General features: G+C 65.3%; 21 protein-coding genes. 6 read left to right on the top strand and 15 right to left on the bottom strand.

Features of this window, described 5'->3' with window-relative positions; translation table 11 throughout:
* Window positions 1-36: 36 nt before the first annotated feature.
* The 8 genes from CIT40_RS17400 to pcsA form a co-directional block, all read right to left on the bottom strand.
* Window positions 37-792, bottom strand: a complete 756-nt coding sequence (locus CIT40_RS17400; RefSeq protein ID WP_162307538.1) for a Crp/Fnr family transcriptional regulator — start codon at window positions 790-792, stop codon at window positions 37-39.
* Window positions 793-982: 190 nt separating this feature from the next.
* Window positions 983-3,244, bottom strand: coding sequence for an alpha,alpha-trehalose-phosphate synthase (UDP-forming) (locus CIT40_RS17405; RefSeq protein WP_094890341.1), 2,262 nt, complete (start codon window positions 3,242-3,244; stop codon window positions 983-985).
* A gap of 3 nt (window positions 3,245-3,247) precedes the next feature.
* On the bottom strand, window positions 3,248-3,514 hold the full coding sequence (locus tag CIT40_RS17410) for a DUF5985 family protein (protein ID WP_094890342.1): 267 nt from the start codon (window positions 3,512-3,514) through the stop codon (window positions 3,248-3,250).
* Complete coding sequence (locus CIT40_RS17415; RefSeq protein ID WP_244611986.1) at window positions 3,511-3,777, bottom strand: DUF5985 family protein; 267 nt, start codon at window positions 3,775-3,777, stop codon at window positions 3,511-3,513. Before CIT40_RS17415 ends, CIT40_RS17410 begins: the two co-directional genes overlap by 4 nt.
* Window positions 3,774-4,181, bottom strand: a complete 408-nt coding sequence (locus CIT40_RS17420) for a hypothetical protein (protein WP_148667211.1) — start codon at window positions 4,179-4,181, stop codon at window positions 3,774-3,776. The genes CIT40_RS17415 and CIT40_RS17420 overlap by 4 nt, the downstream gene beginning before the upstream one ends.
* A gap of 377 nt (window positions 4,182-4,558) precedes the next feature.
* Entirely contained in the window at window positions 4,559-5,533 is a 975-nt protein-coding gene (locus CIT40_RS17425; RefSeq protein ID WP_094890344.1) for a quinone oxidoreductase family protein, read from the bottom strand.
* Between the two features lie 74 nt (window positions 5,534-5,607).
* Window positions 5,608-6,342, bottom strand: a complete 735-nt coding sequence (locus tag CIT40_RS17430; RefSeq protein WP_094890345.1) for a TerC family protein — start codon at window positions 6,340-6,342, stop codon at window positions 5,608-5,610.
* Window positions 6,339-7,106 (bottom strand): phosphatidylcholine synthase, encoded by a 768-nt coding sequence (gene pcsA, locus CIT40_RS17435; RefSeq protein ID WP_094890517.1) that lies wholly within the window; start codon window positions 7,104-7,106, stop codon window positions 6,339-6,341. The genes CIT40_RS17430 and pcsA overlap by 4 nt, the downstream gene beginning before the upstream one ends.
* Window positions 7,107-7,193: 87 nt before the next feature.
* Between pcsA and CIT40_RS17440 the strand changes: the two genes are divergently transcribed.
* The gene (locus tag CIT40_RS17440) at window positions 7,194-8,378 is read left to right on the top strand and encodes a UbiH/UbiF family hydroxylase (RefSeq protein WP_094890346.1); all 1,185 of its coding nucleotides are present in this window, start codon (window positions 7,194-7,196) and stop codon (window positions 8,376-8,378) included.
* 6 nt (window positions 8,379-8,384) lie between these two features.
* Here the strand turns inward: CIT40_RS17440 and CIT40_RS17445 are convergent, their stop codons facing one another.
* Entirely contained in the window at window positions 8,385-9,338 is a 954-nt protein-coding gene (locus tag CIT40_RS17445; RefSeq protein ID WP_094890347.1) for an AEC family transporter, read from the bottom strand.
* A 106-nt stretch (window positions 9,339-9,444) separates the two neighbouring features.
* Between CIT40_RS17445 and hspQ the strand changes: the two genes are divergently transcribed.
* A complete protein-coding gene (gene hspQ / locus CIT40_RS17450) occupies window positions 9,445-9,777 on the top strand; it encodes a heat shock protein HspQ (RefSeq protein ID WP_008129592.1) in 333 nt (110 codons plus the stop codon).
* Window positions 9,778-9,852: 75 nt separating this feature from the next.
* On the opposite strand, the gene CIT40_RS17455 is transcribed toward hspQ, so the two are convergent.
* Window positions 9,853-10,650 carry an invasion associated locus B family protein gene (locus tag CIT40_RS17455; protein ID WP_094890348.1) on the bottom strand — a complete coding sequence of 266 codons (798 nt, stop codon included), beginning with the start codon at window positions 10,648-10,650 and terminating at the stop codon, window positions 9,853-9,855.
* 261 nt (window positions 10,651-10,911) lie between these two features.
* Here CIT40_RS17455 and CIT40_RS17460 point away from each other — a divergent pair, with 261 nt between their 5' ends.
* The 3 genes from CIT40_RS17460 to CIT40_RS17470 all read left to right on the top strand — a co-directional run bounded on the left by CIT40_RS17460 (window position 10,912) and on the right by CIT40_RS17470 (window position 15,573).
* The gene (locus CIT40_RS17460; protein ID WP_162307539.1) at window positions 10,912-12,756 is read left to right on the top strand and encodes an extracellular solute-binding protein; all 1,845 of its coding nucleotides are present in this window, start codon (window positions 10,912-10,914) and stop codon (window positions 12,754-12,756) included.
* A 4-nt stretch (window positions 12,757-12,760) separates the two neighbouring features.
* The gene (locus tag CIT40_RS17465) at window positions 12,761-14,263 is read left to right on the top strand and encodes an AMP-binding protein (protein WP_094890349.1); all 1,503 of its coding nucleotides are present in this window, start codon (window positions 12,761-12,763) and stop codon (window positions 14,261-14,263) included.
* Between the two features lie 86 nt (window positions 14,264-14,349).
* Entirely contained in the window at window positions 14,350-15,573 is a 1,224-nt protein-coding gene (locus tag CIT40_RS17470; RefSeq protein ID WP_094890350.1) for a hypothetical protein, read from the top strand.
* Between the two features lie 42 nt (window positions 15,574-15,615).
* Here CIT40_RS17470 and CIT40_RS17475 read toward each other — a convergent pair whose 3' ends face one another.
* The 4 genes from CIT40_RS17475 to CIT40_RS17490 all read right to left on the bottom strand — a co-directional run bounded on the left by CIT40_RS17475 (window position 15,616) and on the right by CIT40_RS17490 (window position 22,842).
* On the bottom strand, window positions 15,616-18,489 hold the full coding sequence (locus tag CIT40_RS17475) for a CHAT domain-containing protein (protein WP_094890351.1): 2,874 nt from the start codon (window positions 18,487-18,489) through the stop codon (window positions 15,616-15,618).
* Entirely contained in the window at window positions 18,486-18,836 is a 351-nt protein-coding gene (locus CIT40_RS17480; RefSeq protein WP_094890352.1) for a hypothetical protein, read from the bottom strand. Before CIT40_RS17480 ends, CIT40_RS17475 begins: the two co-directional genes overlap by 4 nt.
* 200 nt (window positions 18,837-19,036) lie before the next feature.
* On the bottom strand, window positions 19,037-22,555 hold the full coding sequence (mfd, locus tag CIT40_RS17485; RefSeq protein ID WP_094890353.1) for a transcription-repair coupling factor: 3,519 nt from the start codon (window positions 22,553-22,555) through the stop codon (window positions 19,037-19,039).
* The gene (locus CIT40_RS17490; protein ID WP_094890354.1) at window positions 22,552-22,842 is read right to left on the bottom strand and encodes an FAD assembly factor SdhE; all 291 of its coding nucleotides are present in this window, start codon (window positions 22,840-22,842) and stop codon (window positions 22,552-22,554) included. Before CIT40_RS17490 ends, mfd begins: the two co-directional genes overlap by 4 nt.
* A 191-nt stretch (window positions 22,843-23,033) precedes the next feature.
* Between CIT40_RS17490 and recG the strand changes: the two genes are divergently transcribed.
* Window positions 23,034-25,142, top strand: coding sequence for an ATP-dependent DNA helicase RecG (recG, locus tag CIT40_RS17495; RefSeq protein ID WP_094890519.1), 2,109 nt, complete (start codon window positions 23,034-23,036; stop codon window positions 25,140-25,142).
* On the opposite strand, the gene panE is transcribed toward recG, so the two are convergent.
* Complete coding sequence (gene panE, locus CIT40_RS17500) at window positions 25,139-26,068, bottom strand: 2-dehydropantoate 2-reductase (protein ID WP_094890355.1); 930 nt, start codon at window positions 26,066-26,068, stop codon at window positions 25,139-25,141. The genes recG and panE overlap by 4 nt on opposite strands.
* Between the last annotated feature and the right edge of the window lie 93 nt (window positions 26,069-26,161).

A 26,161-nucleotide genomic window follows, 5' to 3' on the forward strand; every position in this document is an offset into this window, starting at 1 on the left:
GCGCGGCGGCCTTTCACCTCAGGTCCGACGCGCGTGTCACATGACGCGATGATGGTGATAGGGCATGTCACGAAAGATGCGAAATCGATCCTTCAAAATCTTCTCGCATTCGCAGGCTTCATGGCGCAGCCCCGCCATATCGCGAATTCGAATGGCGCCCCGCGATCCCTCGATGATACCTTCTGCCTCGAAGTCCGACAGTGCCTTCGACACCCCAGGCCGCCTCACCCCGAGAGCCGACGCTATCATTCCATGCGTCACGGGAACGCGATCTTTCCCGATGCGGTCCTGAGCGAGCAGTATCCACCGCGCCACGCGCTGGGGGATCTCGTGTCTGGCGTTGCACAAGGCAATTTGAGCGTTGAGCGCGATCAACAACTGCACATACTTGAGCAGATGCTCGCGTGTCGCCGGGCTCTGCTGCAGGATGTCGCGGAACGCCCCTGCTTCGATGCGAAGTGCGTTTCCGGGAACGCACACGACGCTTCGCTGAATCGTCTGCATCGTACCGAGCACCAGTGACACGCCGACAAATCCGAACTTGCCGACGACAGCCACCTCGACCAGTCCATCCCTTGCGGTTCGCACCATGCGCGAGACCACGCCGGACTCGATGAAATAGGCCGCATCCGGATAACGTAACGCATCCTGAAGAATCTCGTTTCGCTTCAGCGGGACGGCCTTCAGGTGCGGTCGCAACAGCGCGAACTCTGCCTCAGGCAAAGTCGCCAGAACCGTGTTCTGGACGCTAAACGGTGTCGCACCGGCACTGCTGACGGATTTCGATGTCATTGGATCGTGCGTATCCTGCGCTGGCCTTCGAGCTGCAATCGGCACAACTATCGCTTCCAAGGTCGAACCGACCCTCGGTATCGTCACGAAACTAGCTTTCGATCCCACGTCTGTATTGTGACATAGTAGCGCAGACCCGACAGACGGAACTGCAGACGAAGCCCCCCGGGATCGCGCGCAGCGTCCTTCTCTACGATGCAGGCCGAACCGTCGCTGCCCCTGCTGCCGTCGCATGCGCGTTCTCGCCGAATTCGGTCAAAGCGACAATCCGCTCCCGGGTGCGGCTGCGTGCAGCATCGACCAGCATGGTTCCCGCCCAGCGGTAGACGTTGTTCTCCTTGACCTGCTGCCGCATCAGCTTCATCCGTTCGGCCTGCTCGTCCAGCGGCATGGTCATGGCACGCTTGATCGCGGCGGCGAGCTCTTCAGTGTCGTAAGGATTGACGATCAGCGCTTCGGACATCTCTCGGGCCGCTCCGGTGAAACTCGACAGCACGAGCACGCCCGCGTTGTCGTCGCGGCAGCTGACGAATTCCTTGGCGACGAGGTTCATGCCGTCATGGAGGCTACTGACGACGCAAACGTCTGCGGCGCGAAACAGCTTGAATACGTCGCTCGATTCGTAGTGTCGGGCGACCAGCCGGATTGGCGACTGGCCACCTGCATGGCGGCCATTGATCTCGGATGCGAGATCCTCTGCTTCCGACTGCAGCTGCGAATAGGCGCCGAGCTTGCTGCGAGTCGGGGCTGCGACCTGGATGAAAACGAGCCGCTCCCTCCAGGATGGATCGCGGGTCAACAACGCGTCGATCGCGTGCATGCGGTCCGGTATGCCTTTGGTGTAGTCAAACCTCTCGACGCCGACGATGACCTTGGTGTTCTCGGCGAGATCGAACTTTGCCATGACTTCCGCGCGACACGCGTCCCGCGCCGGAACTCCCGCGAGCGCGCCCGGCGGCCATTCAATCGAGATCGGATAGGCGCGGATCTTCGTCTCGTGGCCGCCAAGGCTGACGGCTTGCACCTCACGGTCGATCCTGCTTTCCACGAAACGATCGACGCACTCGACGAAATTGTTGCAGTGGAACTGGGTGTGAAACCCCAGGATGGTGCTCCCCAGCATCCCCTCGATGATCTCCCGCCGCCACGGACAGATGCTGAACGTTTCGGCATTCGGCCATGGAATGTGCCAGAACGAGATGATGGTCGCCTTCGGCAGCCGCTGCCGGATCATCTTGGGGGCAAGCGCGAAGTGATAGTCCTGCACCAGCACGACCGGATCCTCGGTTCGTGCCTCGGCAACGACGGCATCCGCGAAACGCTGATTGATGCGTTGGTACATCTGCCAGTCGTCGGTTCGAAACGACGGACGCACGAAGACGATATGGCATAGCGGCCACAGCCCCTCGTTGGCGAAGCCGTAATAGTAGCCGTCCTGCTCCGCCTCGGATATCCAGACGCGGCGCAGCGCATAGGCGGGCGAGCCCTCCGGAACCCTGATCCTGTCGTGGGCATCGACAGTGTCCCGGTCTGCACTCCCGCTGCCATGGGCGATCCAGGTGCCGCCGCAAGCCCGCATGATCGGCTCGAGCGCCGAAACCAGCCCGCTCGCCGGCCGCTGCACGACAACTCCGTCATCCGTTCGGTTGTGGATGTACGGCTCTCGATTCGACAAGACCAGCACCTCCGCGCCCGGCAACACGCCATGCAGCAGTTCCTGGAGGGCACTTGGGGTCCAGTCGATCTGGTGGGCCTGGGTGAAGTCTTCGGCCCGCCGGAGCAGCTTGTGGATCTCGCGGTCCATGGCAGATCCGCTCGCCGCAAGCCGCTCGCCTGACCGGCCCAGGCGCACCTCGTCGACCGCACGCCTGAGCGAATTCATCCAGCTGCGCAGCATGAAGACGGCAAAAATGATGGTGCCGACCGTCAGCACCAGCACGACGCCGGCCAGAGAGGCGAGCAGATAGGCGACCACCTGGCTGGAGCGCGCACTCGCAAAGCTCAGGTCGGTCAGTATCACGAGATATGATCGGCCTTCACTGCCGCCGACGGGGAACGCAGCGACCAGGATTCGCCGGCCGCCGCTGGCGATGTCGGAGAAGCTTTCGCTCTCGAATTTCGCGATCTTGCCGCAGTCGAAGCTCGCGGGCATTTCCGGCGTCGGGGCGACCAGCGTTCCTGCCCGACTGCAAAAGCCGACGGCCAGGATCTTCTTGTCCAGCGCCACGCGCCGGAACAGCTCGCTCAGCCGATCCCAGGATTGATCCGCTACGTCGCGGTCGAGAAACGGCTGGATCGCATTGAACACGAGCCTCGACCGCGTTTCGACGTCGCTTCGCGACCATTGCTGAACGACGCCACCCGTGAACGGAGAGATGCCGAACGCAACGATCAAGGCGACCGCGATGCCGAAGACCGCGAAGCGGACAAAGTCCCTGAGCCTGATCGGCATAGCTCAGCGCGACCGGTTCTTGAGCGTGATCGCCACGATGATCAATGCGAACATTGCAAGCCTCAGCACGTAGAAAGCGGGTTCCAGCTCGTAGGAAGTCTCGGTGAGACCGAGCGCGACGCGCGAGACTGTGTCGATCGCGAACGCGAGAGCGAACAGCAGGAAGAAGACGTCGGAGGTTTGACGCCAGAACTTCGCGAAGAACAACGTGGTCGCGAACGAGGCCATTGCCACCGCGCCGGACAAGACCGCGGACAGATTGTTCGTCATGATTCAGTATCCCAGATCAATCCAAAGAGAAGTATGCTCATCGCAATCAGTGCAACGAACAGACGCAACGCGGAGAGATCGACATCCGGCAGCACGACCTTGTCGAGCAGCAGGATCACGTTGTTGGCGGCAAGGCCGACGAAGCACAGGCCGCTCCAGAGCAAAAGCCGATACCACTCGAGACGGTATGCAGCGAGCAGCAGTCCGGCGCAAACTGCCGACGTCACGGCGCACAGTCCGTAGATCAACGACGACACCGTCACGACCCCTTCCGGAACTTGAAGGCGTCGGCAAATGAGCCGATGCGGCGAGGTTTCGAGTGCACGAGGTTCGTGATGGGGATGAGATGCCGGGAATAGACTCCCAGAAGCTGTTCGATCAGTTTCAAATTCTGCTCCGGCACGCCTTCAAGGCGGTAGACCTCATCGGTGCAGGTCAACAACTCAGAGGCACAAAGGCGGCTCAACGCCTCGGCCGCCTCCGGCTCGCCGATGTAAAGCCGCCTCGCAAGCCGTGCTGCGTTCCATTGCGATCGTGGATTGGATCGAATGAGAAGAAGCGCTTCGATCTGGGCCACAGAATCGATCCGCTTCAAAATGAAGCCCCGCAGTTCGTCGGAAACGTAATGATCTGCCATAGTGAGCGCGCAAGCATCGTATTCCGGCAAGCACGCCTGCCGACGGTCGCAACCCTAATTGTCGCCGACGTCCTTGGGTCGTTCGGTGTTGCACGTCAGACAAACCGACCGCGCTACGATTCGCCCGGCAACGGCACGCCGTTCGTGCAGATGAGGCGTCCTCGTCGCGCAGAACGCGCAGTGCGCTTCCGGATATTTGAACTCCGCCGTTGCAGTCTTGGCCATCTCATTGCCCCCATTCACCAAACTTCAATTCGCGAATGCCGCAATCACGATGGAATCGTGGCGGCTTCGAGAACGTGGTGTGCTGGAAGCGTGGACGCAATCAGGCGTTAGGCACGATCGGTCCGATACTGTACCGAGAATTCGGCAGTTCGCGCCCCGAGTTCCGCCGCGGCCCGGGCCGCTCACGGCTTCAAGATCGAAGCCCCCGTGGTCTTGCGGCTTTCGAGATCGATATGCGCTTTGGCGGCATCCTTGAGCGCGTAGGCGTGGTTGATCGGCACGTGCAGCTTGCCGTTGATGACGGCGGCGAACAGCGTGTCGGCGCCTTCGAGCAGCTCCTTGCGCGTGCCGACATAATCATTGAGCTTCGGCCGCGTCGCAAACAGCGAACCGTGATTGTTGAGCTCGGCGATCGAGAACGGCGGGACCGGACCCGAGGCGTTGCCGAAGGAGACGAACATGCCGCGCGGCTTCAGGCACGACAGCGAGCCGGGGAAGGTCGCCTTGCCGACGCCGTCATAGACGACGTCGCAGCCCTCGTTGCGGCTGATCTGCTTGACGCGCGCGACGAAATCCTCCTCGTTGTAGAGGATGACGTGATCGCAGCCATTTGCCTCGGCGAGCTCGGCCTTCTCGCGCGAGCCGACCGTGCCGATGACGTGGGCCCCGAGCGCCCTCGCCCATTGGCAGGCCAAAAGGCCGATGCCGCCGGCGGCGGCATGGATCAGGACGCGGTGATGCGGCTCGACCTTGAAGGTCTTGTGCAGGAGATACCAGACGGTCAGCCCCTTCAGCATCAGCACGGCGCCCTGCTCGTGGGTGATGTGATCGGGCAGCTTGACCAGCTTCTCCCAGGGAATGTTGCGCTCGCCGGTGTAGGCGCCGAGGTTGTAGTAGTAGGCGACGCGATCGCCGGGATGGAAATTGGTCACGCCCGGCCCGACCGCGACCACCTCGCCCGAGGCCTCGTTGCCCGCGATGAAGGGCAGCCCCGGCGCCTTGTAGAGACCGGTGCGGTAATAGACGTCGATGAAGTTCAGGCCGACCGCATGCTGGCGGATGCGCACCTCGCCGGGGCCGGGCGCCGGGACATCGACGCTCTCATAGACCAGGGCTTCGGGGCCTCCGACCTTGTGCACACGGACCGCTTTGGTCATCTTCTGACCTCCTCTTCTCAAAGGCCAGCGAAAGACATCGCGCCCGCCTTGTCAACTCGATGCAGCCTAGACGCCTAAACCGGCGGCTTGCCGGTCTTCCTGCGGTTGCGTTTGGCCAGCACGTTGAAGAATTCGACCGCCGCCGAGAACGCGATTGCAAAATAGATGTAGCCGCGCGGAATGTGGAATTGGAAACCATCCGCAACCAGCGCGACGCCAATCAGCACCAGGAACGCCAGCGCCAGCATTTTCGTGGTCGGATGCTCCGCGACGAAGCGCGCGACCGGCCCGGACGAAATGTACATGATCAGGCAGGCGATCACGACCGCCGCAACCATGATCTCGATATCCTCAGCCATGCCGATCGCGGTGATGATCGAATCCAGCGAGAACACGATGTCGATGACGATGATCTGGACGATCACCCAGAAGAAGGCGTTGCCCCCCGATTTCTGATCACCCTCGCCGTCATCGGCCTCGACCTCGGCGTGGATCTCGTGCGTCGCCTTGGCGATCAGGAACAGGCCGCCGCCGATCAGGATCAGGTCGCGCCAGGAGAAGCCGTAACCGGCAAACGAGAACACGGGTGCGGTCAGGCCGATCAGCCAGACCAGCAGGCTGAGCAGGATGATGCGGAAGATCAGCGCCAGCGCGAGCCCGATCTGGCGGGCGCGATGCGCCTGCCTTTCGGGAATGCGCGAGACGATCACAGAGATGAAAATGACGTTGTCGATGCCGAGCACGATCTCGAGCGCGGTCAGTGTCAGCAGCGCCGCCCAGGCTTCGGGGCTGGTCAGCAGATGCATCATGCGAACGACCGCACCAACCGGATCAAGCCGTCGCTGAAGCTGATCCAGAGCGCGATCGCACAAAGCGCGACGGTGACGCCGGCGCCGACGCGGAAATCCATCTCCAGCACGTAGAGGCCGAGCAGCGCCCAGACCGCGATCAGCGACATCGTCAGCCAGCGCAGCCGCACGACGCGGACCGGATGCAGCACGTGGAACGGCACGAAGGTCAGCACGACGAGCGCCGCCACCAGCAGCGTCGACCACAGCGGCGGCCAGTGCAGCAGGAACAGATAGAACGCCGCCGCATTCCACAGCGCCGGGAAGCCGCGGAAATGATTGTCGTCCGCCTTCATGCGCAGATCGGCGAAATATAGTGCACTGGTGACGATGATGGCGACGCCGAGCAAAGGCGCCGCGACCGGCAGCAGCAGGCCGCTGGCGACGATCGCGTAGGCCGGCACGAAGACATAGGTGACGAAGTCGACCACGAGATCGAGCACATCGCCCGACCAGTTCGGCTGCACGTTCTTGACGTCGAGCCGGCGCGCAATTGGCCCGTCGATCGCGTCGATGATCAGGGCCACGCCCAGCCATTGAAACATCGCCGCCCAGTGCTCGCGCACGGCCTCCAGCATCGCCAATAGCGCAATCGCCGCGCCGAACGCGGTGAAGATGTGCACCGAGAAGGCTGCGGCGCGGATCGCCGGTTTCGGCTTCAGGGAATCCTGCTGGGTATCCATGGCTTCTGCTATCAGAATGGGGCCGGTTTGCACATAAGCCAGTGCGGCGCCCGGTCGCACAATTCGTCATAAAATCAGGGAAATATAGGTGGGCTTGAATTTGCCGCCGAGCGTGTCAAATGTCGTTCCATGACAGACGCATCGACACTCCATGACGCCGCCGTGATCGGCGGCGGACCGGCCGGACTTGCTGCGGCAATCGCGCTGGCGCAGGCGGGCGCCCAGACCGCTCTGGTGGCACGACGCGTGCCGTATGCCGACAACCGCACCACCGCGCTGTTGGGCGCCTCCATCGACCTGCTGGAGACGCTCGACGTCTGGTCTCGGTGCAAGAACAAGGCCGCCGCGCTGGAGGTCATGCGCCTGGTCGACGACACCGGCCGGCTGTTCCGCAGCCCCGAGGTTCGTTTCTCCTGTCACGAAATCGCGCTCGACGCCTTCGGCTACAACATCGACAACCGCTCGCTGATGCTGGCTCTGGAAGAGCGTGCGGCCGAATTGCCCAATCTGGTCCGCTTCGACGACGAGGCCGAAAGCGTCGTCATCGAAGCCGACGACGTTGCAGTCCGCACGGCCTCCGCGCGGTTTCTCGTCGCTCGCCTCGTGGTCGGCGCCGACGGCCGGCATTCGCTGTGCCGGGAAGCTGCCGGCATCGAAGTGACGCGGCGCGAGCTGACACAGACCGCACTGACCTTCAACGTCGGTCACACGCGGCCGCATCGCAATGTCTCGACCGAGTTCCACACGCCGCATGGTCCCTGCGTGTTCGTACCCCTGCCCGGCGACCGCTCCAGCGTCGTCTGGGTCTCGGCGCCTGCCGAGGCCGAGCGGCTGCGGAGCCTGAGCGACGTGGAGCTGTCCGCCGCGATCGAGAAGCAGTCGCATTCGATCCTGGGACGCATGACGGTCGAGCCCGGCCGCAACCTGTTCCCGCTGGCGATCGAACGCCCGAGAGCCTTCGGCCGCGACCGCATCGCGCTGGTCGGCGAAGCCGCCCATGTGGTTCCGCCGATCGGCGCCCAGGGCCTCAATCTCGGCCTGCGCGATGCCGCCGATATTGCGAGACTTGCGGGCGAAGCCATCGCTGCGGGACAGGATCCCGGTGCGGACGACGTACTCAAGCGCTACGACCGCGCGCGTCGCCCGGATATCCTGAGCCGCACGTTCGCAATCGACATGGCCAACCGCTCGCTGCTCAACGATTTCCTGCCGCTGCAGCCGGTCCGCGCCGTCGGCATGCACCTGCTCGGCGCCATCGGCCCGCTCCGCCGTTTTGCGATGCGCGAGGGCCTGACGCCAACCTGGCGGCGGTAAGGTCGCTCACGGAAAGACCAGCCGTCCGCTCTGAAGCAGCCACATCACGCTGGTCAGCGTGACCACCGACGCGAACGTCCCGAGCAGCACCGCCACCGAAGCAGACTCGATCCAGGCATCGTTCTGCCGGGCGATCACGAACACGTTCAGCGCCGGCGGCAGCGAGGCCATCAGCACGGCGGTCGCGGCCCAAGGTTGCGCGAACGGCCCGAACGCGAGCATCAGGCCGAATGCCGCGAGCGGATGGAACAGCAGCTTGATCGCGATCACGCCCGGCACCTCCCATGGCACACGGTCGAACGGCCGCAACGCCACGGTCACGCCGAGCACGAACAGCGCCGTCGGGGCCGCCGCGTTCTGCAGGAAGGTGATGGTGCGATCGAGCGCGACGGGCATCTCGATGTGCAGCGATGCGAAGGCCGCGCCGAAGCAGGCCGACATGATCAGCGGGTTGAGCACGATCTGCTTCAGCACCACGCCGAAGGCATGCACGATGGAGGGATGATCGCGGTCGGACAGCTCGATCAACAGCGGCACGATCGTGAACAGGAAGATGCTGTCGCAGCAGAAGATCAGCGCGGTCGGCGCCGACGCCTTCGATCCCAGCACCGCAAGCGCCAGCCCCGGCCCCATATAGCCGATATTGCCGTAGCCCCCGGACAGGCCCGCAAGCGTCGCCTCGCGCAGCGTCAGCCGTCCCAGAACCTTGCCGACCACCAGCGCCAGGGTGAAGGCCGCAACCGTCGACAGCGTGGTCGCCACCAGGAACGGCGGGTTGTTCAATTCCGAAAACGGCGTCTTCGACATGATCGCAAACAGCAACGCCGGCAGCGACACGTAGAGCAGGAAGAAGTTCATCCAGGCGAGGCCCGCTTCCGGCAGGGACTTGACCTTGCCGCAGGCGAACCCGACGAAGATCAAGCCGAAATAAGGTAACGCCAGATTGAGGATATCGACCATTGATGAAGCGTTTTCTGAGGACTCAGGGGCTATCCGCCCCTTAAGTGAACGTTAATTCCAGATGAGGCCACTAGCATCAGCCACAATCCTGGTCTATCGACGGGGAATGATTAAAGCGCGGACCGCCAAATTCCAGATCGGACAGGTCGTACGCCACCGGATCTTCTCGTTCCGGGGCGTGATCTTCGACATCGATCCGGAATTCAACAACACCGAGGAGTGGTGGCTGTCGATCCCCGAGGAGGTGCGGCCCCACAAGGACCAGCCGTTCTACCACCTGCTCGCAGAGAACGCGGAATCGGAGTACGTCGCCTATGTCTCCGAGCAGAACCTTCTGCCCGACGAGTCCGGCGAGCCGGTCCGGCATTCCCAGGTCGCCGAGATCTTCATCAAGGACAAGGCCGGCGGCTATCGCCCGCGTAACCCCTCGCTGAACTGAGTTTCGCCGCCGACGCGGCCCAGCAAAAAAGGCGCTCGATAGGAGCGCCTTTTCATGTCGGGGATATGGTCCCGATTACTTCTGCCCCGCCGGAGCGGCGCCACCGCTTTGCTGCTGCTTCTTCTGCAGCTCTTCGGCCTTCTTCTGAAGCTCTTCCTGAAGCTTCTTCTGGTTTTCCTCGAACACCTTCGGATCGGTCGGCGGACCGTCATAGGCCTTCTGGAATTCGCCGGCGAGCGGCAGCGGCAGGGTCAGCGGCGCGCCGTTGGCGTTGATCGCCTGGACAACCAGATTCTGGCCCTTCTTCATGCTGTTGATGAGCTCGGGGGTCGCCTCGTAATCGGACATGCAGCCGTTCTGGAAGCAGATCACATAGGGTTGCTGCAGCGGCGCGTTGCTGTCCACGATGATCCGGGTGCCGTGCACGAGCTGCATGCCGAGCGGCAGCGTCACGCGCAGGATCTTCTTGGGCTCGCCTTCCGGCTCGATGATGACGGCTGCGATGACCGGTTGGCCCGATTCGATGCGGCCGTCCTTGCCGGTGAAGCAGACCTGCTTGGCGTTGGCATCCTGGCCCTTGAGACAGAACTTGGTCCAGGGGGCGTAGATCAGCTGGATCTGCTGATCAGCCGGCTGGGCCGCGCCCTGCTGCGCCGGAGCGCCTGCCGCGGGAGCCTGCTGGGCGGGGGCCTGAGCGGCCGGCGCCTTGGGGGCAGCCTTGGGAGCCGCTTTCGGGGCCACCTTGGGCGCACCGGGGGCCGGCGCGGGGGTCTGGGCCTCGGCGGCAAACGGAACGGCCAACGCCGTCGCCGTCAACAGGGCGAGAAGTCGCCCACGCGGCCGGACGGACGCGGCCAAGTAACGGAAATTCATTGCGGAAAACCCTTTCTGAACGGGAAGCGCCCGAACCGCTCCGAAGCGCCGAACCTAGCCGCCTTGGGCGCGGCTCTCTTCCCGTCAATTGAGGCAGATAAGTGACGGGCTCGACGCTCTTGCGCGATTGCCCGCCTTCTTAACGTGGCCGACGAAAAGATCAATGCCGACAACCGTCTTTGGCCACATCCGCAGCTGCGTCCAGTGAAATTCCCTGTGATAGGATTCAAGGCCAGCCGGTCCTCGAATCAACGTGTGCCGATGTTCAAGTTCCCGCGCCTTTTCGAGGGCCCCGGTTTCCGCCTTTGCGTCCTTGCCTCTGTGCTCGCGGTTGCGCTGTCCGCCGGCGGCGTGCGGGCCGAGGAAGCCCATGCCATCGCCATGCACGGCAAGCCGGCCATGCCGGCCGATTTCACCCACATGCCCTATGCCAATCCCGATGCCCCCAAGGGCGGCCGCCTGACCTGGGGTGTTCTCGGCACCTTCGACAGCCTCAATCCCTTCATCGTGAGGGGATTGGCCGTGCAGCAGATGCGGGGCTACGTGGTCGAAAGCCTGCTCGCGCGCGGCAATGACGAGCCGTTCACGCTCTATGGCCTGCTCGCCAGGAGCGTCGAAACCAACGACGAGCGGAGCTTCGTCACGTTCCGCCTCGATCCGCGCGCCCGGTTCTCCGATGGCAAGCCGGTCACGGCCGAAGACGTGCTGTTCTCCTGGCAGCTGCTGCGCGATCACGGCCGCCCGAACCACCGGCAGTACTACGCCAAAGTTGCTACCGCCGAAGCCCCCGATCCCCTCACCGTCCGCTTCGACCTTGCAGGCGCCAACGACCGCGAGCTGCCGCTGATCCTCGGCCTGATGCCGATCCTGCCCAAGCACGCGGTCGACGTCGCGACCTTCGAGGAGACGACGCTGACGAGCCCGATCGGCTCCGGCCCCTATCGCGTCACGGCCGTGAAGCCCGGGGCCAGCGTCACGCTCACCCGCAATCCCGACTATTGGGGCCGCGACCTGCCCATCAACCGCGGGCTCTACAATTTCGACGAGATCCGGCTCGACTATTTTCGCGAAGCCAACGGCCAGTTCGAAGCCTTCAAGCGCGGCCTCTATGATTTCCGCGTCGAGCACGAGCCGCTGCGCTGGCACGAGGGCTACGATTTTCCGGCCGCCAAAAGCGGCGAGGTGATCCGCGATACCGTCAAGCCGGGCCTGCCGCAGCCATCCGAATTCCTGGTGTTCAACACCCGCCGTCCAGTATTCGCGGACATCCGCGTTCGCCAGGCGCTGACGCTGCTGTTCGATTTCGAGCTGGTCAACCGCAACTACTTCTTCGGGCTCTATTCGCGCGTGGCCGGCTATTTCGCCGGCTCCGACCTGTCGGCCTATGGCCGGCCTGCCGACGCGCGCGAGCGCGAGTTGCTGAAACCCTTCGCGGCGCAGATTCGGCCCGACATCATGGACGGAAGCTACCGCTTGCCGGTGACCGACGGCTCGGGACGCGATCGCACCACGCTGCGCGCGGCGCTGAAGCTGTTGTCGGAAGCCGGCTACGATCTCGACGGCACGGTGCTGCGCAACCGCGCGACCAAAGCGCCCTTCGCCTTCGAGATCCTGGTCACGACCCGCGACCAGGAGCGGATCGCGCTCGCGTTCCAGCGCGACCTCAAGCGCGCCGGCATCGAGCCGAGCGTGCGAACCGTCGATCCCGTGCAGTTCGACCAGCGCCGGCTCGCTTACGAATTCGACATGATCCAGAACCGCTGGGACCAGTCGCTGTCGCCCGGCAACGAACAATCTTTCTATTGGGGCAGCGCTGCCGCGGACAATCCGGGGACCCGCAACTACATGGGCGCCAGGGATGGCGCGGTCGATGCCATGATCGCCGCCCTGCTCGAGGCCCGTGAACATACGGAGTTCGTCTCGTCGGTGCGGGCGCTCGACCGCGCCCTGATCGCCGGCTTCTACACAATCCCCCTGTTTAACGTATCCGAGCAATGGATCGCGCGGTGGAATCGGATAGAACGGCCCAAGGCCACCTCGCTCTCGGGCTACTTGCCGGAGACCTGGTGGTCGAAAGGGCAGCCGCAAGCTCATCAAGCAAAGTGACGCCGTGAACCAGCCAGCCATATCGCCGACGCTCGACACGTTGTTTCAGCGCACGCTGATACGGCAGCCGCACGCGCCCGCCCTGCTCGATCCCCTCAACAAGGCCCGCGTCACCGGGCACCAGCCGCGGCGGATGACCTATGCCGAGGCCGACACGGCGATCGAGGCGCTGTCGGCCTATTTCGTCGAATCGGGCCTGCCGGCCAATTCCGTCATCGCGATCCAATTGCCTGCGACGGTCGAGTTCGTGCTCACCGTGCTCGCCGCCCATCGCGCCGGCCTCGTCGTCGCGGTGCTGCCGTTGCTCTGGCGGCATGCGGAACTGACCGCGGCGCTGAACCGCACCGCGGCGCGCGCCATCGTCACCATGAGCACGGTCGACGGCGTCAGCTATGCCGATCTGGCAATGCATGCGGCCGCCGAGGCCTTCTCGATCCGTCACGTCTGCGGCTTCGGCGCCGATCTGCCCGAAGGCATGGCTTCGCTCGACGATGTGCTGGCCCGCCCGCCCGGCACCACGCGCGCCGTGATCCAGGACGGCCGCAAGGCGGCGATGATCTCCTTCGACGTCACCGCGGAAGGCTTTCGCCCGGTGCCGCGGCCGCATTTCAGCCTGATCGCCGGCGGCCTTGCGATGTCGCTGGAAGCCGACATCCGGCAGGGCGCGACCGTGATGGCGGCGTTCACGCCGATGTCGTTCGCAGGCCTCGCCTCCTCGCTCGCAGTGTGGCTGCTCTCGGGCGGTGCGCTGGCGCTGCATCACCCGTTCGAGAACGAGGTGCTGGAACGGCAGATCAACGAGCATGAATGCGAGGTGCTGATCGCGCCGGCACAGCTCGCCTTGCGCCTCGGCGATTCTGACCTGGCGGCGCGGATGCCGTCCTTGCGCAACGTCATCGGCCTGTGGCGCGCGCCCGAGCAGGTGGCAACGAGCGATGCCTGGATCGCCCCGCATGCGCCGTTGACCGACGTCTACCTGTTCGGCGAGGCCGGGCTGTTCGGCGCCCGCCGCGGCGAGGACGGCATGCCTGTTGCGGTGATGCCCGGGCCGCACGGCGCCCCTCGCGAGCAATCCGGCTCGTCCATTGCCGGCGAGATCCTGCTGACGCCGAAGGGCACGCTCGGCCTGCGCGGCGCGATGGTGCCGATCGCGGCCTATGCGCCGCCGCAGCCGGTCGGCGACACACTGGTCGCGCAGCCGCCGCGCGACTATGTCGACACCGGCTATGCCGCACGGCTCGACCGCCCGAGCGGCGCCATCTGCATCACCGCGCCGCCCTCCGGCATCATGGCCGTCGGCGGCTACCGCTTCCTTTCCAACGACCTCCAGGAATGGGCCCGCAGGCTCGGCCAGGGCGCCCTGCTCACCGCACTGCCCGACCGGCTTTCCGGCCACCGGCTGGCCGGACGCGCTCAGGACAATACAAGGGCCCGCGAGGCGCTCAGCGAGCTCGGGCTTAACCCCCTGATGGTTGAGGCTTTTCGCGACCGCTCCGGCCCGGTCTGAGCGCAGTTTCGCCTGGTATGTTGACGCCGCATTAAGGCGGCCAAACTAGATTGCGCGGCATCTGTCGCGTGATCAGAGTTTGTCGAATGTCCCAGGCGGGCCCGATACTGTTTGTGTCCAATGCCGAGCGGCCGCCCTTCATCGCGGCGCTGGACGAGGCCCGGCTCTTTCCCGTCGTCGACACCGACTGGGCCAGCGCAGCGCGCGCGGTCGAGCAGGTCCAGCCGGCCGTGGTTCTCGCCCAGATATCCGGCGGTCATGAGCCGCATATCGCGCCGCTCGCGAAGAAGATCGCCGACCAGTCGCCCTACCTTCCCTTCGTGGCCCTTGATGCTTCGGGCGCGCTGCCCCTCAATGCCCTGCCCTTCTCCTCGCACGGCGGCAATCCCGACCGCCTGATCGCGCGGCTTCGCGCCGCTTTGCGCGTGCGCACCCTGCATGCCACGGTGCTGCGCCGGCTGCCGGAAGTGAAGGTCGCGTTGCCGGAGGGCGATCCCGCCCGCGATGCCACCGTGCTCCTGATCGGCCGCGGCCCGGCCTATCCCGCGCTCTCCGTCGCGCTCGGCGAACGCGCCGGCGTGATCGGTGCTCTCTCGATCGAGGCCGCCGCCAAACACCTCAACACCCGCGACCTCGACGGCGTCGTGCTCGCCGAAGGTTTTACCCCGCGCGTCACCGACGCCTTTCTCACGGTGCTCGCCGAGGACACCCGCTTCCGCAGCCTTCCCGTCGTCGTCACCGCGCATCAGCTGACGCAGAGCTACGATCTGCCCAATCTCGAGTTGATCCCGGGCGAGCCGGCCAAGGTCGCGGCCAACGCGCTGCCGCTGATCCGCCAGCATGCGATGGAAGCACAATTGAGCCGCACGCTGCGCTCGATCGATGCCGGCGGCTGGCTCGATCCGCGCAGCGGCCTGCTCACGGTGGAAGCTTTCGCCCGCGATTTCTCCAGGGCGGTCGAGCAGACGCTGGCCCGCGGCGGCGGCCTGTCGGTTGCGCGCTTCGCCTTCGACCCAGGCAATTCCCGCGCCCAGCTCGATGCCGCCCGCATCCTCAGCCGGCTGATGCGGCAGATGGATTTCGGCGCGGCGCAGAAGGACGGCTCCGTCATCGTCGTTTTCGCGGAGACCGACTTCCGCACCGCTCACATGATCGCCCGCCGCCTCTCGGCGGTGATGCGGCATACCTCCAACGGCAAGCACGAGATGCGCAGCGATCCCGTCGTCAGCGTGGATTCGCTGTCGCCGTCGGACAATGCGCGCTCGCTGCTGGCGCGGTTGTCGGCGGATGGGACGCGCGCGGCGTCCTGACCGTTGCCGCCTGCTCCAGAGCATGATCCGGAATGTGGTCCGTCAGAGGCCCTTCCCTGCAGCCGTCAGCTTGGCGAGCTGGGACGCGGTTTCAGTCGCGATGGCAGATTGCAGGTCCGGACTGACCTTCGGCAGCAGGGCTCTTTGCGTGCTGACGGCGAGACGGAACAAGTCCGGCCAGCCCGGCAGCTGATCCCGATGAGCCTGGTTGAGAAACTCCGTGGTGAGACCGAGCGCCTGTCGCGTGCCGTCCATAGCGCGGCAGTCGGCGAACGCGGTCGCGGACTCGAAGCCGAGGGCGATTGCGTCATGCAGGCGATCCTCGACCGCACAGATACGGGCGCGATCAAGCAAAAACTGCGCAGCGCGGGCCGGCTGGTTCATGGCGCGGGCGTTGTCCAGCGCCTGTCTTGCGACTTGATCCGCTTCCTGCGTTTCGCCAGCCATGGTGAGGGCCTGGACCAAGGCACCGGCAGCCGATAGGTCCTCACGGTCGCCGAAAGCATGTCGGGCGAGGTCGCGGTACAGCCGCGCTGACGCCACGGCCTCCTGGGCCCGTTGCAGGACCAGCAAGGCACGGGTCTCGTCGCCCTTGAACTTCGCACGTTCCTTCAGATCGTCCAGTTCGGTGGCGAGCGCGAAGCCATCGCGGGCAACGTCGAGCGCACGCTCCTCGTCGTGATTGATGCGGGCCAATTGGCCGACGCGGCCGAGCGTGAAAAGCCGCTGCCTGCGGTCGTCGGGCTGAACACTGGCAAGGGCCCGTTCGGCCGTGGCGAAAGCCTCCTGCATTTGTCCTGCGGCGCGCAACGCATCGCTGCGCAGGTTGAGCACGGCGGTCGACCCGTCCTCGGCCAGCAAATCCAGCGTATCCTGGATGCGGCTTTCCGCGAGAGCGATCCGCGCTCCGTGATAGTGGATAAGCCCTCGAGACAAGGTGCGGCCGGCATCGGCGAGTCCGGCGCGGTCGAGCAGTGACTGCGCAGCCGCAACCTCGGCGGCGCGAGCAGGCACGTGGTCTTGCCTGTCCTCCGCCTGGCGGGCCATCACGGAAAGGCGATCGGAGGCTATGTCGAGCCGATCCGCATCGGGCGCGGGCCAGCGCTGGTCGAGCACGTCGATCAGTTGTCCCGCTACGGTCCACAGCAGTTCCTGCATCGGCCGGATGAAGATGCCGGGCGGCCCTCCACTGCCCTGCGCCAGCGATCGCAGCAAGGCGTTCAACAGTTGCCTGATGCCCTTTGCCAGCGCTTCGCGGCGTGAGCGATTGTCCGAGAGCGTCGCGAGCTGCGCGCTGGCAGTACCGGCAAAGATATAGGCCCGATCGGTGTGGCGGTCGACGCCGGTCTGGCGGATGGCGCGGGCAATCGACCAGCCATGCTGAACGGTGCGCTCGAGGACGGATCTGGCAAGACGCGCGGCCTGCTCCGCATCCACCGGCCAGAGCGTGCCGATATAGCCGCGCGCCCCGGTGCGGATGAACTCTCGACCAACACCGACCCAGCTCAGGCAAGAATTGTTGAAGACGAAAGGCCGGCTCGGCAGCGCGCTTCGAAACAGTTTCCACGCCGGGAGTTCGCCATCGGCCAGCACGATCTCCTGCTGATTGCCATGGGTGTTGAAGTGAATGAACTCAATCGGGAGAAGCTCTCCGAGACGGATCAGATTGAGGCCGGCGGCTGCGGCACCCGACAGCAACAACACGATGGCGGGGCGGTCATTCAGCACGTGCAGCACGTCGGCAGTTTCATTGGTGTCGAATTCGCCGGTGTCGAACAGCAGCGTGAAGCCGATGGTATCGGTGGCCGGTGTGTCGAGCAGTTCCGTCAGCACGATCAGGGTCGGATCGCCGGCAACATGGCCGATCGTCTTGCCGACCCAGTCGGCGCCGCACTTGCGGACGAAGCTGTACGGCACCGCGTAAGTGAAGACAGTGAGATCGCGCTCGCCGATTGCGGTGACCACCACGTCGGGAACGGCATCGTTCACGGCAGCCTCGATCGCCTGGAGCGGGCCCGCGATATCGGGGCTTTCGGTGAGCGACCGCCACCAGTCGCGCACGGTGGCAAATAACTTATCGCCAGACCGGCCGGACATGGCGGCGAGAGCGTCGGATATGGCGGCAGTATCGGGTGCCGGCGTCAGTACCAGCAGGGCCCGCCGCTCGTGGGCATATTGCACGCCGATCAGGGCTGTGGCGTCCGGTTCGGATTGTATCTCGACCAGAATCGCCTCGGTGGCCTCCGCCGCTGGCAGGTCGGGGCACGCGGCAGCTCCGGGAGCAAGGGGACGGCCTGTCTTGAGCGCACTCGCCAAGGCCGCAAACCAACCGAACGCATCGTCATGCTCCGGGCCTTGCGGAATCGGGAACGCCGTATCGCGGCCGCAGGCCGACCAGGCGCGCATCGCAAGAGTGTCGAGGCCGGGGTCGAGCAAGATGCGCTCGGTAGCATTGGGCAGAACCGGCGTCCGATCCGGGCCAATCCGGCTGACCGGGACCGCCTCGATGAGGTCGAGCTCGCCGGGCGAAGGGTCGAACAAAAGGATCGCGCGTCTCGGCGGCTGACCCGCCAGCAGGCCGCCAAGCGAGCGCTGGTGGCGCCACCACGAGCGGAACGGTGTGAGCGCCTGTGCCGCCGCGTCGACGGCGACGTTGAGAGCCGAGACTTCGGTCAGTGACGCGACCTGTCGCGCCATGGCCGTACCGACCTTGGCGTCCCGCTGATTGCGGACGGCAACATAGGCGTCATACAGGAGGCGATAGCCATCGTCGGTGACGGGCGGCGGTTCGATGACGAGCAGCGGCGTGAAGCCATCGGTGGGACAGCAGGACAGCACGATGGCCGCTTCTCGCCATTGCGCCGGGCGGCACAGGACGACGAGGCCGGACGATCGCCTCGGCGTCCCCGCGGTCATAACGCGTCCAGAAAGCTGTGATAGGGCGACAGGCGCGCTGGCGCTGCCTCTGCGCCTGCCTCTTTGGTCTGGCTGGTTTTCCTCCTCCTGTTGCCTGCGGCGGCTGCATGTGCCTTGCCGATCAGCACGTCGGTCGAGATGCCATTATAGAAAGCGGAATAGAGGTTGGCGCTAGGCAGGATCGCCGCCACCACACCGGCAATGGCGGCATAGACCAATGAAAAGAATATCAGGGAGGGAGACCAAGTATAGGTGCCGCCGTTCCGCAAGACATTGACCTGGCGCACGACTTCAGGGGCGATGGCACCGAGCGCGCCCAGAAGAAAAAGAGGTTGCCAATCCGCCATGACACAACCCTTTTAATATTCGGAGGCAATATACCGCGTAAGGTTGATCAGAACAAGGACCTCGCCTGGTCTCAAGAACGACTCCCTTCCGACCGCGGACGGCGGCGGCACCAACCGTTCTGTCGGTGATCACGGCACAGCGCCTGGTCCGGACGCAGCGCACGTTTCAACTGCGCGGCGCGTCCGGAGCACAACGGATCCTACGCCGCCTTCTTGCTCTCCGCGAGTTGCGCCAGCTGACGCATGATCTCCGTCGTGCCGGCGAGACGCTCTTCCGGCGTCTCCCAGTCCTGCAGGAACACCACCTTCATGTCGGGCCGCACCTTGGCGGCCTGACCGTAGCTGCGGATGAACGACACCAGGCGATCGGGATGGGCGAAGGAATTGTCGCGGAAGGCGATGACGGCGCCCTTCGGACCGGCATCGATCTTTCCGACATTGGCGCGGCGGCAGAACGCCTTGATCGCCGCGACCTTGAAGAGGTAGCGGACCTCGTCCGGCAGCACCCCGAAGCGGTCGCGCATCTCGGCGCCAAAGTTCTCGATCTCCTCCTCGCTGTCGAGATCGGCCAGACGCCGGTACAGCGACAGCCGCACCGAGAGATCGCCGACGTAATCCTCCGGAATGAGCACGGGCATGCCGATGGTGATCGACGGCGACCAGCGGTCGGCGGCTGGCTCGGACACGCCGGCCTTGAGGTTGACGATCGCCTCCTCCAGCATCGATTGATAAAGCTCGAACCCGACCTCCTTGATGTGGCCCGACTGCTCCTCGCCGAGCAAATTGCCGGCGCCACGGATGTCGAGGTCGTGCGAGGCGAGCTGGAAGCCCGCACCCAGCGTTTCCAGAGATTGCAGCACGGTGAGCCTGCGCTCGGCCTGCGCCGTGATCTTCTGCTGCGCCGGCAGCGTGAACAGCGCATAGGCCCGCAGCTTGGAACGGCCGACGCGGCCGCGCAGCTGATAGAGCTGGGCGAGACCGAACATGTCGGCGCGGTGCACGATCAGCGTGTTGGCGTTGGGGATGTCGAGGCCGGACTCGACGATCGTGGTCGACAGCAGGATATCGAACTTGCCGTCGTAGAACGCCGTCATGATGTCCTCGATCACGGCGGGCGGCATCTGACCGTGCGCGACCGCGACCTTCATCTCCGGTACGTTCTTGTCGAGGAAGTCCTTGACCTCGGCGAGATCGTCGATGCGCGGCACCACATAGAACGCCTGGCCGCCGCGATAACGCTCGCGCAGCAGCGCCTCGCGGATCATCAGCGGATCGTGCGGGGCGACGAAGGTGCGGACCGCGAGGCGGTCGACCGGGGGCGAGGCGATGATCGAGAGCTCGCGGACGCCGGTGAGCGCGAGTTGCAGCGTGCGCGGGATCGGCGTCGCCGACAGCGTCAGCACGTGCACCTCGGCGCGAAGCGCCTTCAGCCGCTCCTTGTGGGTGACGCCGAAATGCTGCTCCTCGTCGACGATGACGAGCCCGAGGTCGCGGAATTTGATGGCCTTGCCGAGCAGTGCGTGGGTGCCGACGACGATGTCGACCGAACCGTCGGCGATGCCCTTCTTGACCAAATTGAGCTCCTTGGTCGGGACCAGGCGCGAAGCCTGCGCCACGTTGACCGGAAAGCCCTTGAAGCGCTCTGTGAATGTCCTGTGATGCTGGCGCGCCAGCAGCGTGGTCGGCACCACGACCGCGACCTGCTTGCCTTCGAGCGCCACGGCGAAGGCCGCGCGCAAGGCCACCTCGGTCTTGCCGAAGCCGACGTCGCCGCAGATCAGCCGGTCCATCGGGCGGCCGAGCTCGAGGTCCTTCAGCGTGGATTCGATCGCGCCTAATTGGTCCTCGGTCTCGTCATAGGGGAAGCGCGCGCAGAACTCGTCGTAAAGGCCCGGCTGCACCGGCAGCTTGGGCGCTTCGTGCAGATGGCGCGCGGCGGCGATCTTGATCAGCTCGCCCGCGATCTCGCGGATGCGGTTCTTGAGCTTTGCCTTGCGGGTCTGCCAACCGCCGCCGCCGAGGCGATCGAGCTCGACACTGGTCTGGTCGGAGCCGTAGCGCGAGAGCAGCTCGATGTTCTCGACCGGAAGGAACAGTTTGGTCTCGGCGGCATAATGCAATTCGAGGCAGTCGTGCGGAGCGCCGGCGACGTCGAGGGTCTGCAGGCCGACGAAGCGGCCGATGCCGTGGTCGACGTGGACGACGATGTCGCCGGCCGACAGGCTCGTGATCTCCGAGATGAAATTGTCGAGCTTGCGGCTCGCCTTGCGCGGGCGCACCAGGCGGTCGCCCAAAATATCCTGTTCGCTGATGAGGGCGATCTCGTCGGTCTCGAACCCGCTCTCGAGGCCGAGCACGGCCAGCATGGTCTCGTTGCGCGGGGTCGCCTGCACCGTCCGCCAGCTGTTGACGCTGGTGGTATGGGCCAGCTTATGGTCGCGCAGCATCGAATTCATGCGGTCGCGCGAGCCTTCGCTCCAGAGCGCGATGACGACCTTCTTGCGCTGGGCATGCAGCGCCATGACGTGGCTGACGACGGCTCCGAACACGTTGACCGTCGTATCGTTGCGCTCAGGCGCGAAATCGCGGCCCTTGCGCGCACCGGCATCGACGACGCTCGTCCCGTCGGCCGGGACCGAAAACTGCGTCAGCCGCACCAGCGGCATGTCGCTCTCGCGCCTGGTCCATTCTTCGGCGGTGAGATAAAGCCGGTCCGGCGGCAGCGGCTTGTAGATGGCGCCGCCGGCTGGATGCTCCATGGCGTCGCGGCGGGCCTCGTAATAGTCCTGGATCTGCTTGAAGCGCTCGCGGACGGCGTCCTCGGCCTGCGGCTCGATGGCGATGGGCGCGCCTTGCAGATAGTCGAACAGCGTGTCCATCCGATCCTGGAACAGCGGCAGCCAGTGCTCCATGCCGGGATGACGGCGGCCCTCGCTGACGGCCTCGTACAGCGCATCGTCGCGCTCGGGCGCGCCGAACTCGGCGACATAGCCCATGCGGAAACGACGGATGGTGTCGGTGACGAGCTGGAATTCCGAGATCGGGACCAGATTGAGCGCGCGCATGTCCAACAGCGTGCGCTGGGTCTCGGCATCGAAGGTGCGGATCGATTCCAGGCTGTCGCCGAAGAAGTCGAAACGGACCGGCTGCTCGAGGCCAGCCGGAAACAGGTCGAGGATGCCGCCGCGCACGGCATATTCGCCGGGCTCGCGCACGGTCGAGGAGCGGTTGTAGCCGTTGTGCTCGAGCCAGGCGACGATGGTGTCCATCGGCACGACGTTGCCGGGCGCGACCGACAGCGCCTGCGCCGCGACGAGCTCGCGCGCGGGCACGCGCTGCACCACCGCGTTCACCGTGGTGAGCACGATCAACGGCTTGTCGCTGCCGGTGAGCGAGGCCAGCTGCGCCAGCGTGGTCAGGCGTTGCGCCAGGATACCGCCATGCGGCGAGACGCGGTCATAGGGCTGGCAGTCCCAGGCCGGGAAAGTCAGCACCGGCAGATCGGGCGCGAAGAACTGCAGCGCGCGTTCGAGCTGCTGCATCCGCGCCCCGTCGCGGCAGACCACCGCAAGGCTGACGGCCGGCCTCTTCGGCCGCGCCGCGATGGCCCGGGCGAGATCGGAGACCACCAGGCCTTCGGCGCCTTCCGCGACATTGGCGAGCGTGACCGCGCGGCCGGGCGTGAGCAGCTCGGCCGGCGACTTCATCCCCAGCTTCATAGATCGCCGTCCGTGATCGGGAACGCCTTGATGCGCGCAAACAGCGCGCCGGTGACAGCAGCTGGCAGCACCTTGTCGCCGGTGATGGCAGCATAGAGGTCAGGATCCGACTCCTCGAGCAGGGTCTCGAGCTCGGCCAGCTCGGCGTCGGACAAATTGCCGATCTCGGCATCGGCAAAGCGGCCGAGGATCAGGTCCATTTCGCGCGTGCCTCGGTGCCAGCAGCGGAACAGCAGCCGCTTGCGGCGATTGTCCAGCCCGTCACTCGATCGTGTCGTTCCCGTCATGTCTCGATTCCAGTCAAACGCCGAAAGCCCGGACGTGCCGGGCCGGGGTGATATAGCCATTGGGAATGGCCGTGTCAGCCCTTTGTTATTGCAATTGTTTAGGGATCGTCATTGCCGGGCTTGACCCGGCAATCCATCGTCATCGAAAAGATGGATGCGCGGGTCGAGCCCGCATGACGAATGTTGCGAGAATGCGCCCCAGCCTGCTCAATCCTCTGTTTGCCCCCGTGACCAGCCTTCCCGGCGTCGGTCCGAAGCAGGACAAGCTGCTGCAATATCTGCTCGGCCGCAGCGAGACGCCGCGGCTGGTCGACCTGTTGCTGCATCTGCCGAGCCAGGTCATCGACCGCCGCGCCCGGCCGAAGATCCGCGACGCAGCGGTCGGAACCATGGTGACGCTGGAGGTTACCGTCGACCGCCACCGCCCGCCGCCGCCGCGCAGCGCGCGCGCGCCGTATCTGGTCTACGCCAGCGACGACACCGGCGACGTCGTGCTGACCTTCTTCCGCGCCAAGCCCGGCTACGTCGAAAAGCTGCTGCCGATCGGGGAGAAGCGCTACGTCTCCGGCACGCTGCAGATGTATGACGGCATCCCGCAGATGGTGCATCCCGACCGTGTGCTGGACGAGGAAGCGATCTCGAAACTGTCGGGCATCGATCCGGTCTATCCGCTGACGGAAGGCCTCGCGCTCGGCTCGCTGCGCCGCGCAGTCACGCAGGCGCTGCAGAAGCTACCGGCCCTGCCGGAATGGATCAGCCCGGAGGTGATGCGCCGCTGCAATTTTCCAGGGATCACCGAGGCGCTCAACCGCGTCCACCAGCCGGTCGAGCTGACGGACATCCTGCCCGATCAGCCGTTCTGGTCGCGCCTGGCCTTTGACGAGCTGCTCGCCGGCCAGCTCGCGCTCGCGCTGATCCGGGCGCAGCTGCGCCGGCCGGCCGGCGTGCGCAATGCCGGCGACGGTCACCTGCGCAACAAGATCATCGACGCCCTGCCCTATGCATTGACGCTGTCCCAGCGTGACGCGGCCGCGGCGATCGCCAGCGATCTGCAGCAACCCGTACGCATGCTGCGGCTGCTGCAGGGCGATGTCGGCTCAGGCAAGACCGTGGTCGCGCTGCTGGCCGCGGCAGCCGTCACGGAAGTCGGCAAGCAGGCGGCGCTCATGGCGCCGACCGAAATCCTGGCGCGCCAGCACATCAAGACCATCGCCCCCCTCGCCGAACGGGCCGGCATGCGGGTCGCGATCCTCACCGGACGCGAAAAAGGCAGGGAGCGGCGTGAATTGCTGGCGCAGCTCGAAGCCGGCGAGATCGACCTGCTCGTCGGCACCCATGCGCTGATCCAGGACGACGTGATCTTCCACGATCTCGCCCTCGCCATCGTCGACGAGCAGCACCGCTTTGGCGTGCGCGAACGGCTCGCGCTGACATCCAAGGGCGAGGCGGTCGACGTGCTGGTGCTGAGCGCGACGCCGATCCCGCGCACGCTGGTGCTGACCTATTTTGGCGACATGGACATCTCCGAGCTGCGCGAAAAGCCCGCCGGCCGCCAGCCGATCGAAACCCGCACCATCTCGATCAGTCGCCTCGCCGAGGTCACGGACAGCATCGGCCGGGCCCTGGAGGCCGGCAAGCTGGTCTACTGGATCTGCCCGCTGGTGGAAGAGTCCGAGGCCGAAGGCACCGAGCACCTCACCAACGCGACCAAACGTTTCGAGAGCCTGCAGAAGCGGTTCGGCGAGCGCGTCGGCCTCGTCCACGGCCAGATGAAGGGGGCCGAGAAGGACCGCGTGATGGGCCAGTTCGCCGCCCACGAGATCGGCCTGCTGGTCGCGACCACCGTGGTCGAGGTCGGCGTCGACGTACCGGCCGCGACCATTATGGTGATCGAAAATGCCGAGCGCTTCGGCCTTGCCCAGTTGCACCAGCTGCGCGGCCGGATCGGACGCGGCTCGGAGGCCTCGACCTGTCTGCTGCTTTACTCCGAGCCACTCGGCGAGATGTCGAAGGCGCGGCTGAAGGTGATCCGCGAAACCACCGACGGTTTTCGCATCGCCGAGGAAGACCTGAAGCTGCGCGGCGAAGGCGACGTGCTGGGCGTCCGCCAGAGCGGCCTGCCCGGCTACCGCATCGCGCGCTCGGAGGTCCACGGCCAGCTCATCACCCAGGCGAGAGACGAGGCGCTGCGGATCCTCAAGGACGATCCCAAGCTGAAGGGCGAGCGCGGCGAGGCGCTGCGCTGCCTGTTGTATCTATACGAGCGCGACGAAGCGATCCCGCTGATCGGGGCGGGTTAACCCCCTACCCTTCGTCGCCCGACTTCGTAAGCCGCCACATGCGCGCGAGCCAGATCCAGCAGCGGTGTTTCGATGCCGAGCGTACGGGCTCGATTGGCCATATCGCCCAGAATATGCTCCGCCTCGGTGATCGAGCCGCGCTCGATATCGCGCAGCATCGAGGCCTTCAGCGGAGAGTCCAAGGTCGTGAAGAGCTTCCGGTCGAACTCGATGAACGGCGCGCGCGGCTCGAAACCCGAACCCGTCGCAACGGCGCAGCATTCCGCGAACAGGCGGAAGATCGACTGCTCGCCGTTCGGCACGGCCAGGATGTCACCGATGCTCGCCCGCATCAGGCAGGTGATGCCGGCAAGCGTCGAGAGCTGCACGAATTTCTCCCACATGTCCTGCATGATCGCTTCGCTCGCACGCACGTCGATGCCGGGTACGTCAAGCAGCGTCTCCAGCGCGAGCGCGCGCTCGCTCAGTGCCCCCTCGATTTCGCCGAAGACGATGGTCTGGTTTGCCATGAAGTTAACGACCCGACCGTCCGCATCGAGTCCGGCGCTGACATTCGCGAGGCCGCCGAGGACGCGAGCGGCGCCGAACCTTGTGGCGAGAGCATCGACGTGTTTCAGTCCGTTGAGGATCGGAAGGATCATCGAACTCGAGCCGATGGCGGGCGCAAACTGGCTCATCGCGTCATCGAGCGAGTAGGCTTTCACGCCGACGAGCACGACATCGAACGGCTCCCCGAGATCGCCGACCCCAAGAAGCTTCGGCCGCACGGCGAAGTCACCGTGCGGGCTGACGACCTGGAGTCCGTTCCGCCGCAATTGCTCCGCCCGCTTCTCGCGCACAAGAAAGCTCACGTCTCGGCCTGCTCGCACGAGGCAAGCACCGTAATAGCCGCCCAGCGCGCCCGCGCCGATCACCAGCACTCTCATTCGAACTCCGGTCCCAGAACCGCGAATACCATAGCAGATGGGCTCCGCAGCGTCTCCTCCCTGTCATTGCGTAGAGACACTCACGCGCCTCAA

Origin of the sequence: Bradyrhizobium amphicarpaeae, from assembly GCF_002266435.3 — a bacterium.
GTDB lineage: Bacteria > Pseudomonadota > Alphaproteobacteria > Rhizobiales > Xanthobacteraceae > Bradyrhizobium > Bradyrhizobium amphicarpaeae.

Excerpts from the sequence above, each read along its gene's own strand:
- CIT40_RS17480 (WP_094890352.1), bottom strand. The coding sequence starts at position 18,836 with ATGGCGGATTGGCAACCTCTTTTTCTTCTGGGCGCGCTCGGTGCCATC.
- CIT40_RS17405 (WP_094890341.1), bottom strand. The coding sequence starts at position 3,244 with ATGCCGATCAGGCTCAGGGACTTTGTCCGCTTCGCGGTCTTCGGCATC.
- CIT40_RS17400 (WP_162307538.1), bottom strand. The coding sequence starts at position 792 with ATGACATCGAAATCCGTCAGCAGTGCCGGTGCGACACCGTTTAGCGTC.
- CIT40_RS17455 (WP_094890348.1), bottom strand. The coding sequence starts at position 10,650 with ATGAATTTCCGTTACTTGGCCGCGTCCGTCCGGCCGCGTGGGCGACTT.
- CIT40_RS17440 (WP_094890346.1), top strand. The coding sequence starts at position 7,194 with ATGACAGACGCATCGACACTCCATGACGCCGCCGTGATCGGCGGCGGA.
- CIT40_RS17410 (WP_094890342.1), bottom strand. The coding sequence starts at position 3,514 with ATGACGAACAATCTGTCCGCGGTCTTGTCCGGCGCGGTGGCAATGGCC.
- CIT40_RS17475 (WP_094890351.1), bottom strand. The coding sequence starts at position 18,489 with ATGACCGCGGGGACGCCGAGGCGATCGTCCGGCCTCGTCGTCCTGTGC.
- CIT40_RS17470 (WP_094890350.1), top strand. The coding sequence starts at position 14,350 with ATGTCCCAGGCGGGCCCGATACTGTTTGTGTCCAATGCCGAGCGGCCG.
- CIT40_RS17430 (WP_094890345.1), bottom strand. The coding sequence starts at position 6,342 with ATGATGCATCTGCTGACCAGCCCCGAAGCCTGGGCGGCGCTGCTGACA.
- mfd (WP_094890353.1), bottom strand. The coding sequence starts at position 22,555 with ATGAAGCTGGGGATGAAGTCGCCGGCCGAGCTGCTCACGCCCGGCCGC.
- CIT40_RS17460 (WP_162307539.1), top strand. The coding sequence starts at position 10,912 with ATGTTCAAGTTCCCGCGCCTTTTCGAGGGCCCCGGTTTCCGCCTTTGC.
- CIT40_RS17445 (WP_094890347.1), bottom strand. The coding sequence starts at position 9,338 with ATGGTCGATATCCTCAATCTGGCGTTACCTTATTTCGGCTTGATCTTC.
- panE (WP_094890355.1), bottom strand. The coding sequence starts at position 26,068 with ATGAGAGTGCTGGTGATCGGCGCGGGCGCGCTGGGCGGCTATTACGGT.
- recG (WP_094890519.1), top strand. The coding sequence starts at position 23,034 with ATGCGCCCCAGCCTGCTCAATCCTCTGTTTGCCCCCGTGACCAGCCTT.
- CIT40_RS17490 (WP_094890354.1), bottom strand. The coding sequence starts at position 22,842 with ATGACGGGAACGACACGATCGAGTGACGGGCTGGACAATCGCCGCAAG.
- CIT40_RS17425 (WP_094890344.1), bottom strand. The coding sequence starts at position 5,533 with ATGACCAAAGCGGTCCGTGTGCACAAGGTCGGAGGCCCCGAAGCCCTG.
- hspQ (WP_008129592.1), top strand. The coding sequence starts at position 9,445 with ATGATTAAAGCGCGGACCGCCAAATTCCAGATCGGACAGGTCGTACGC.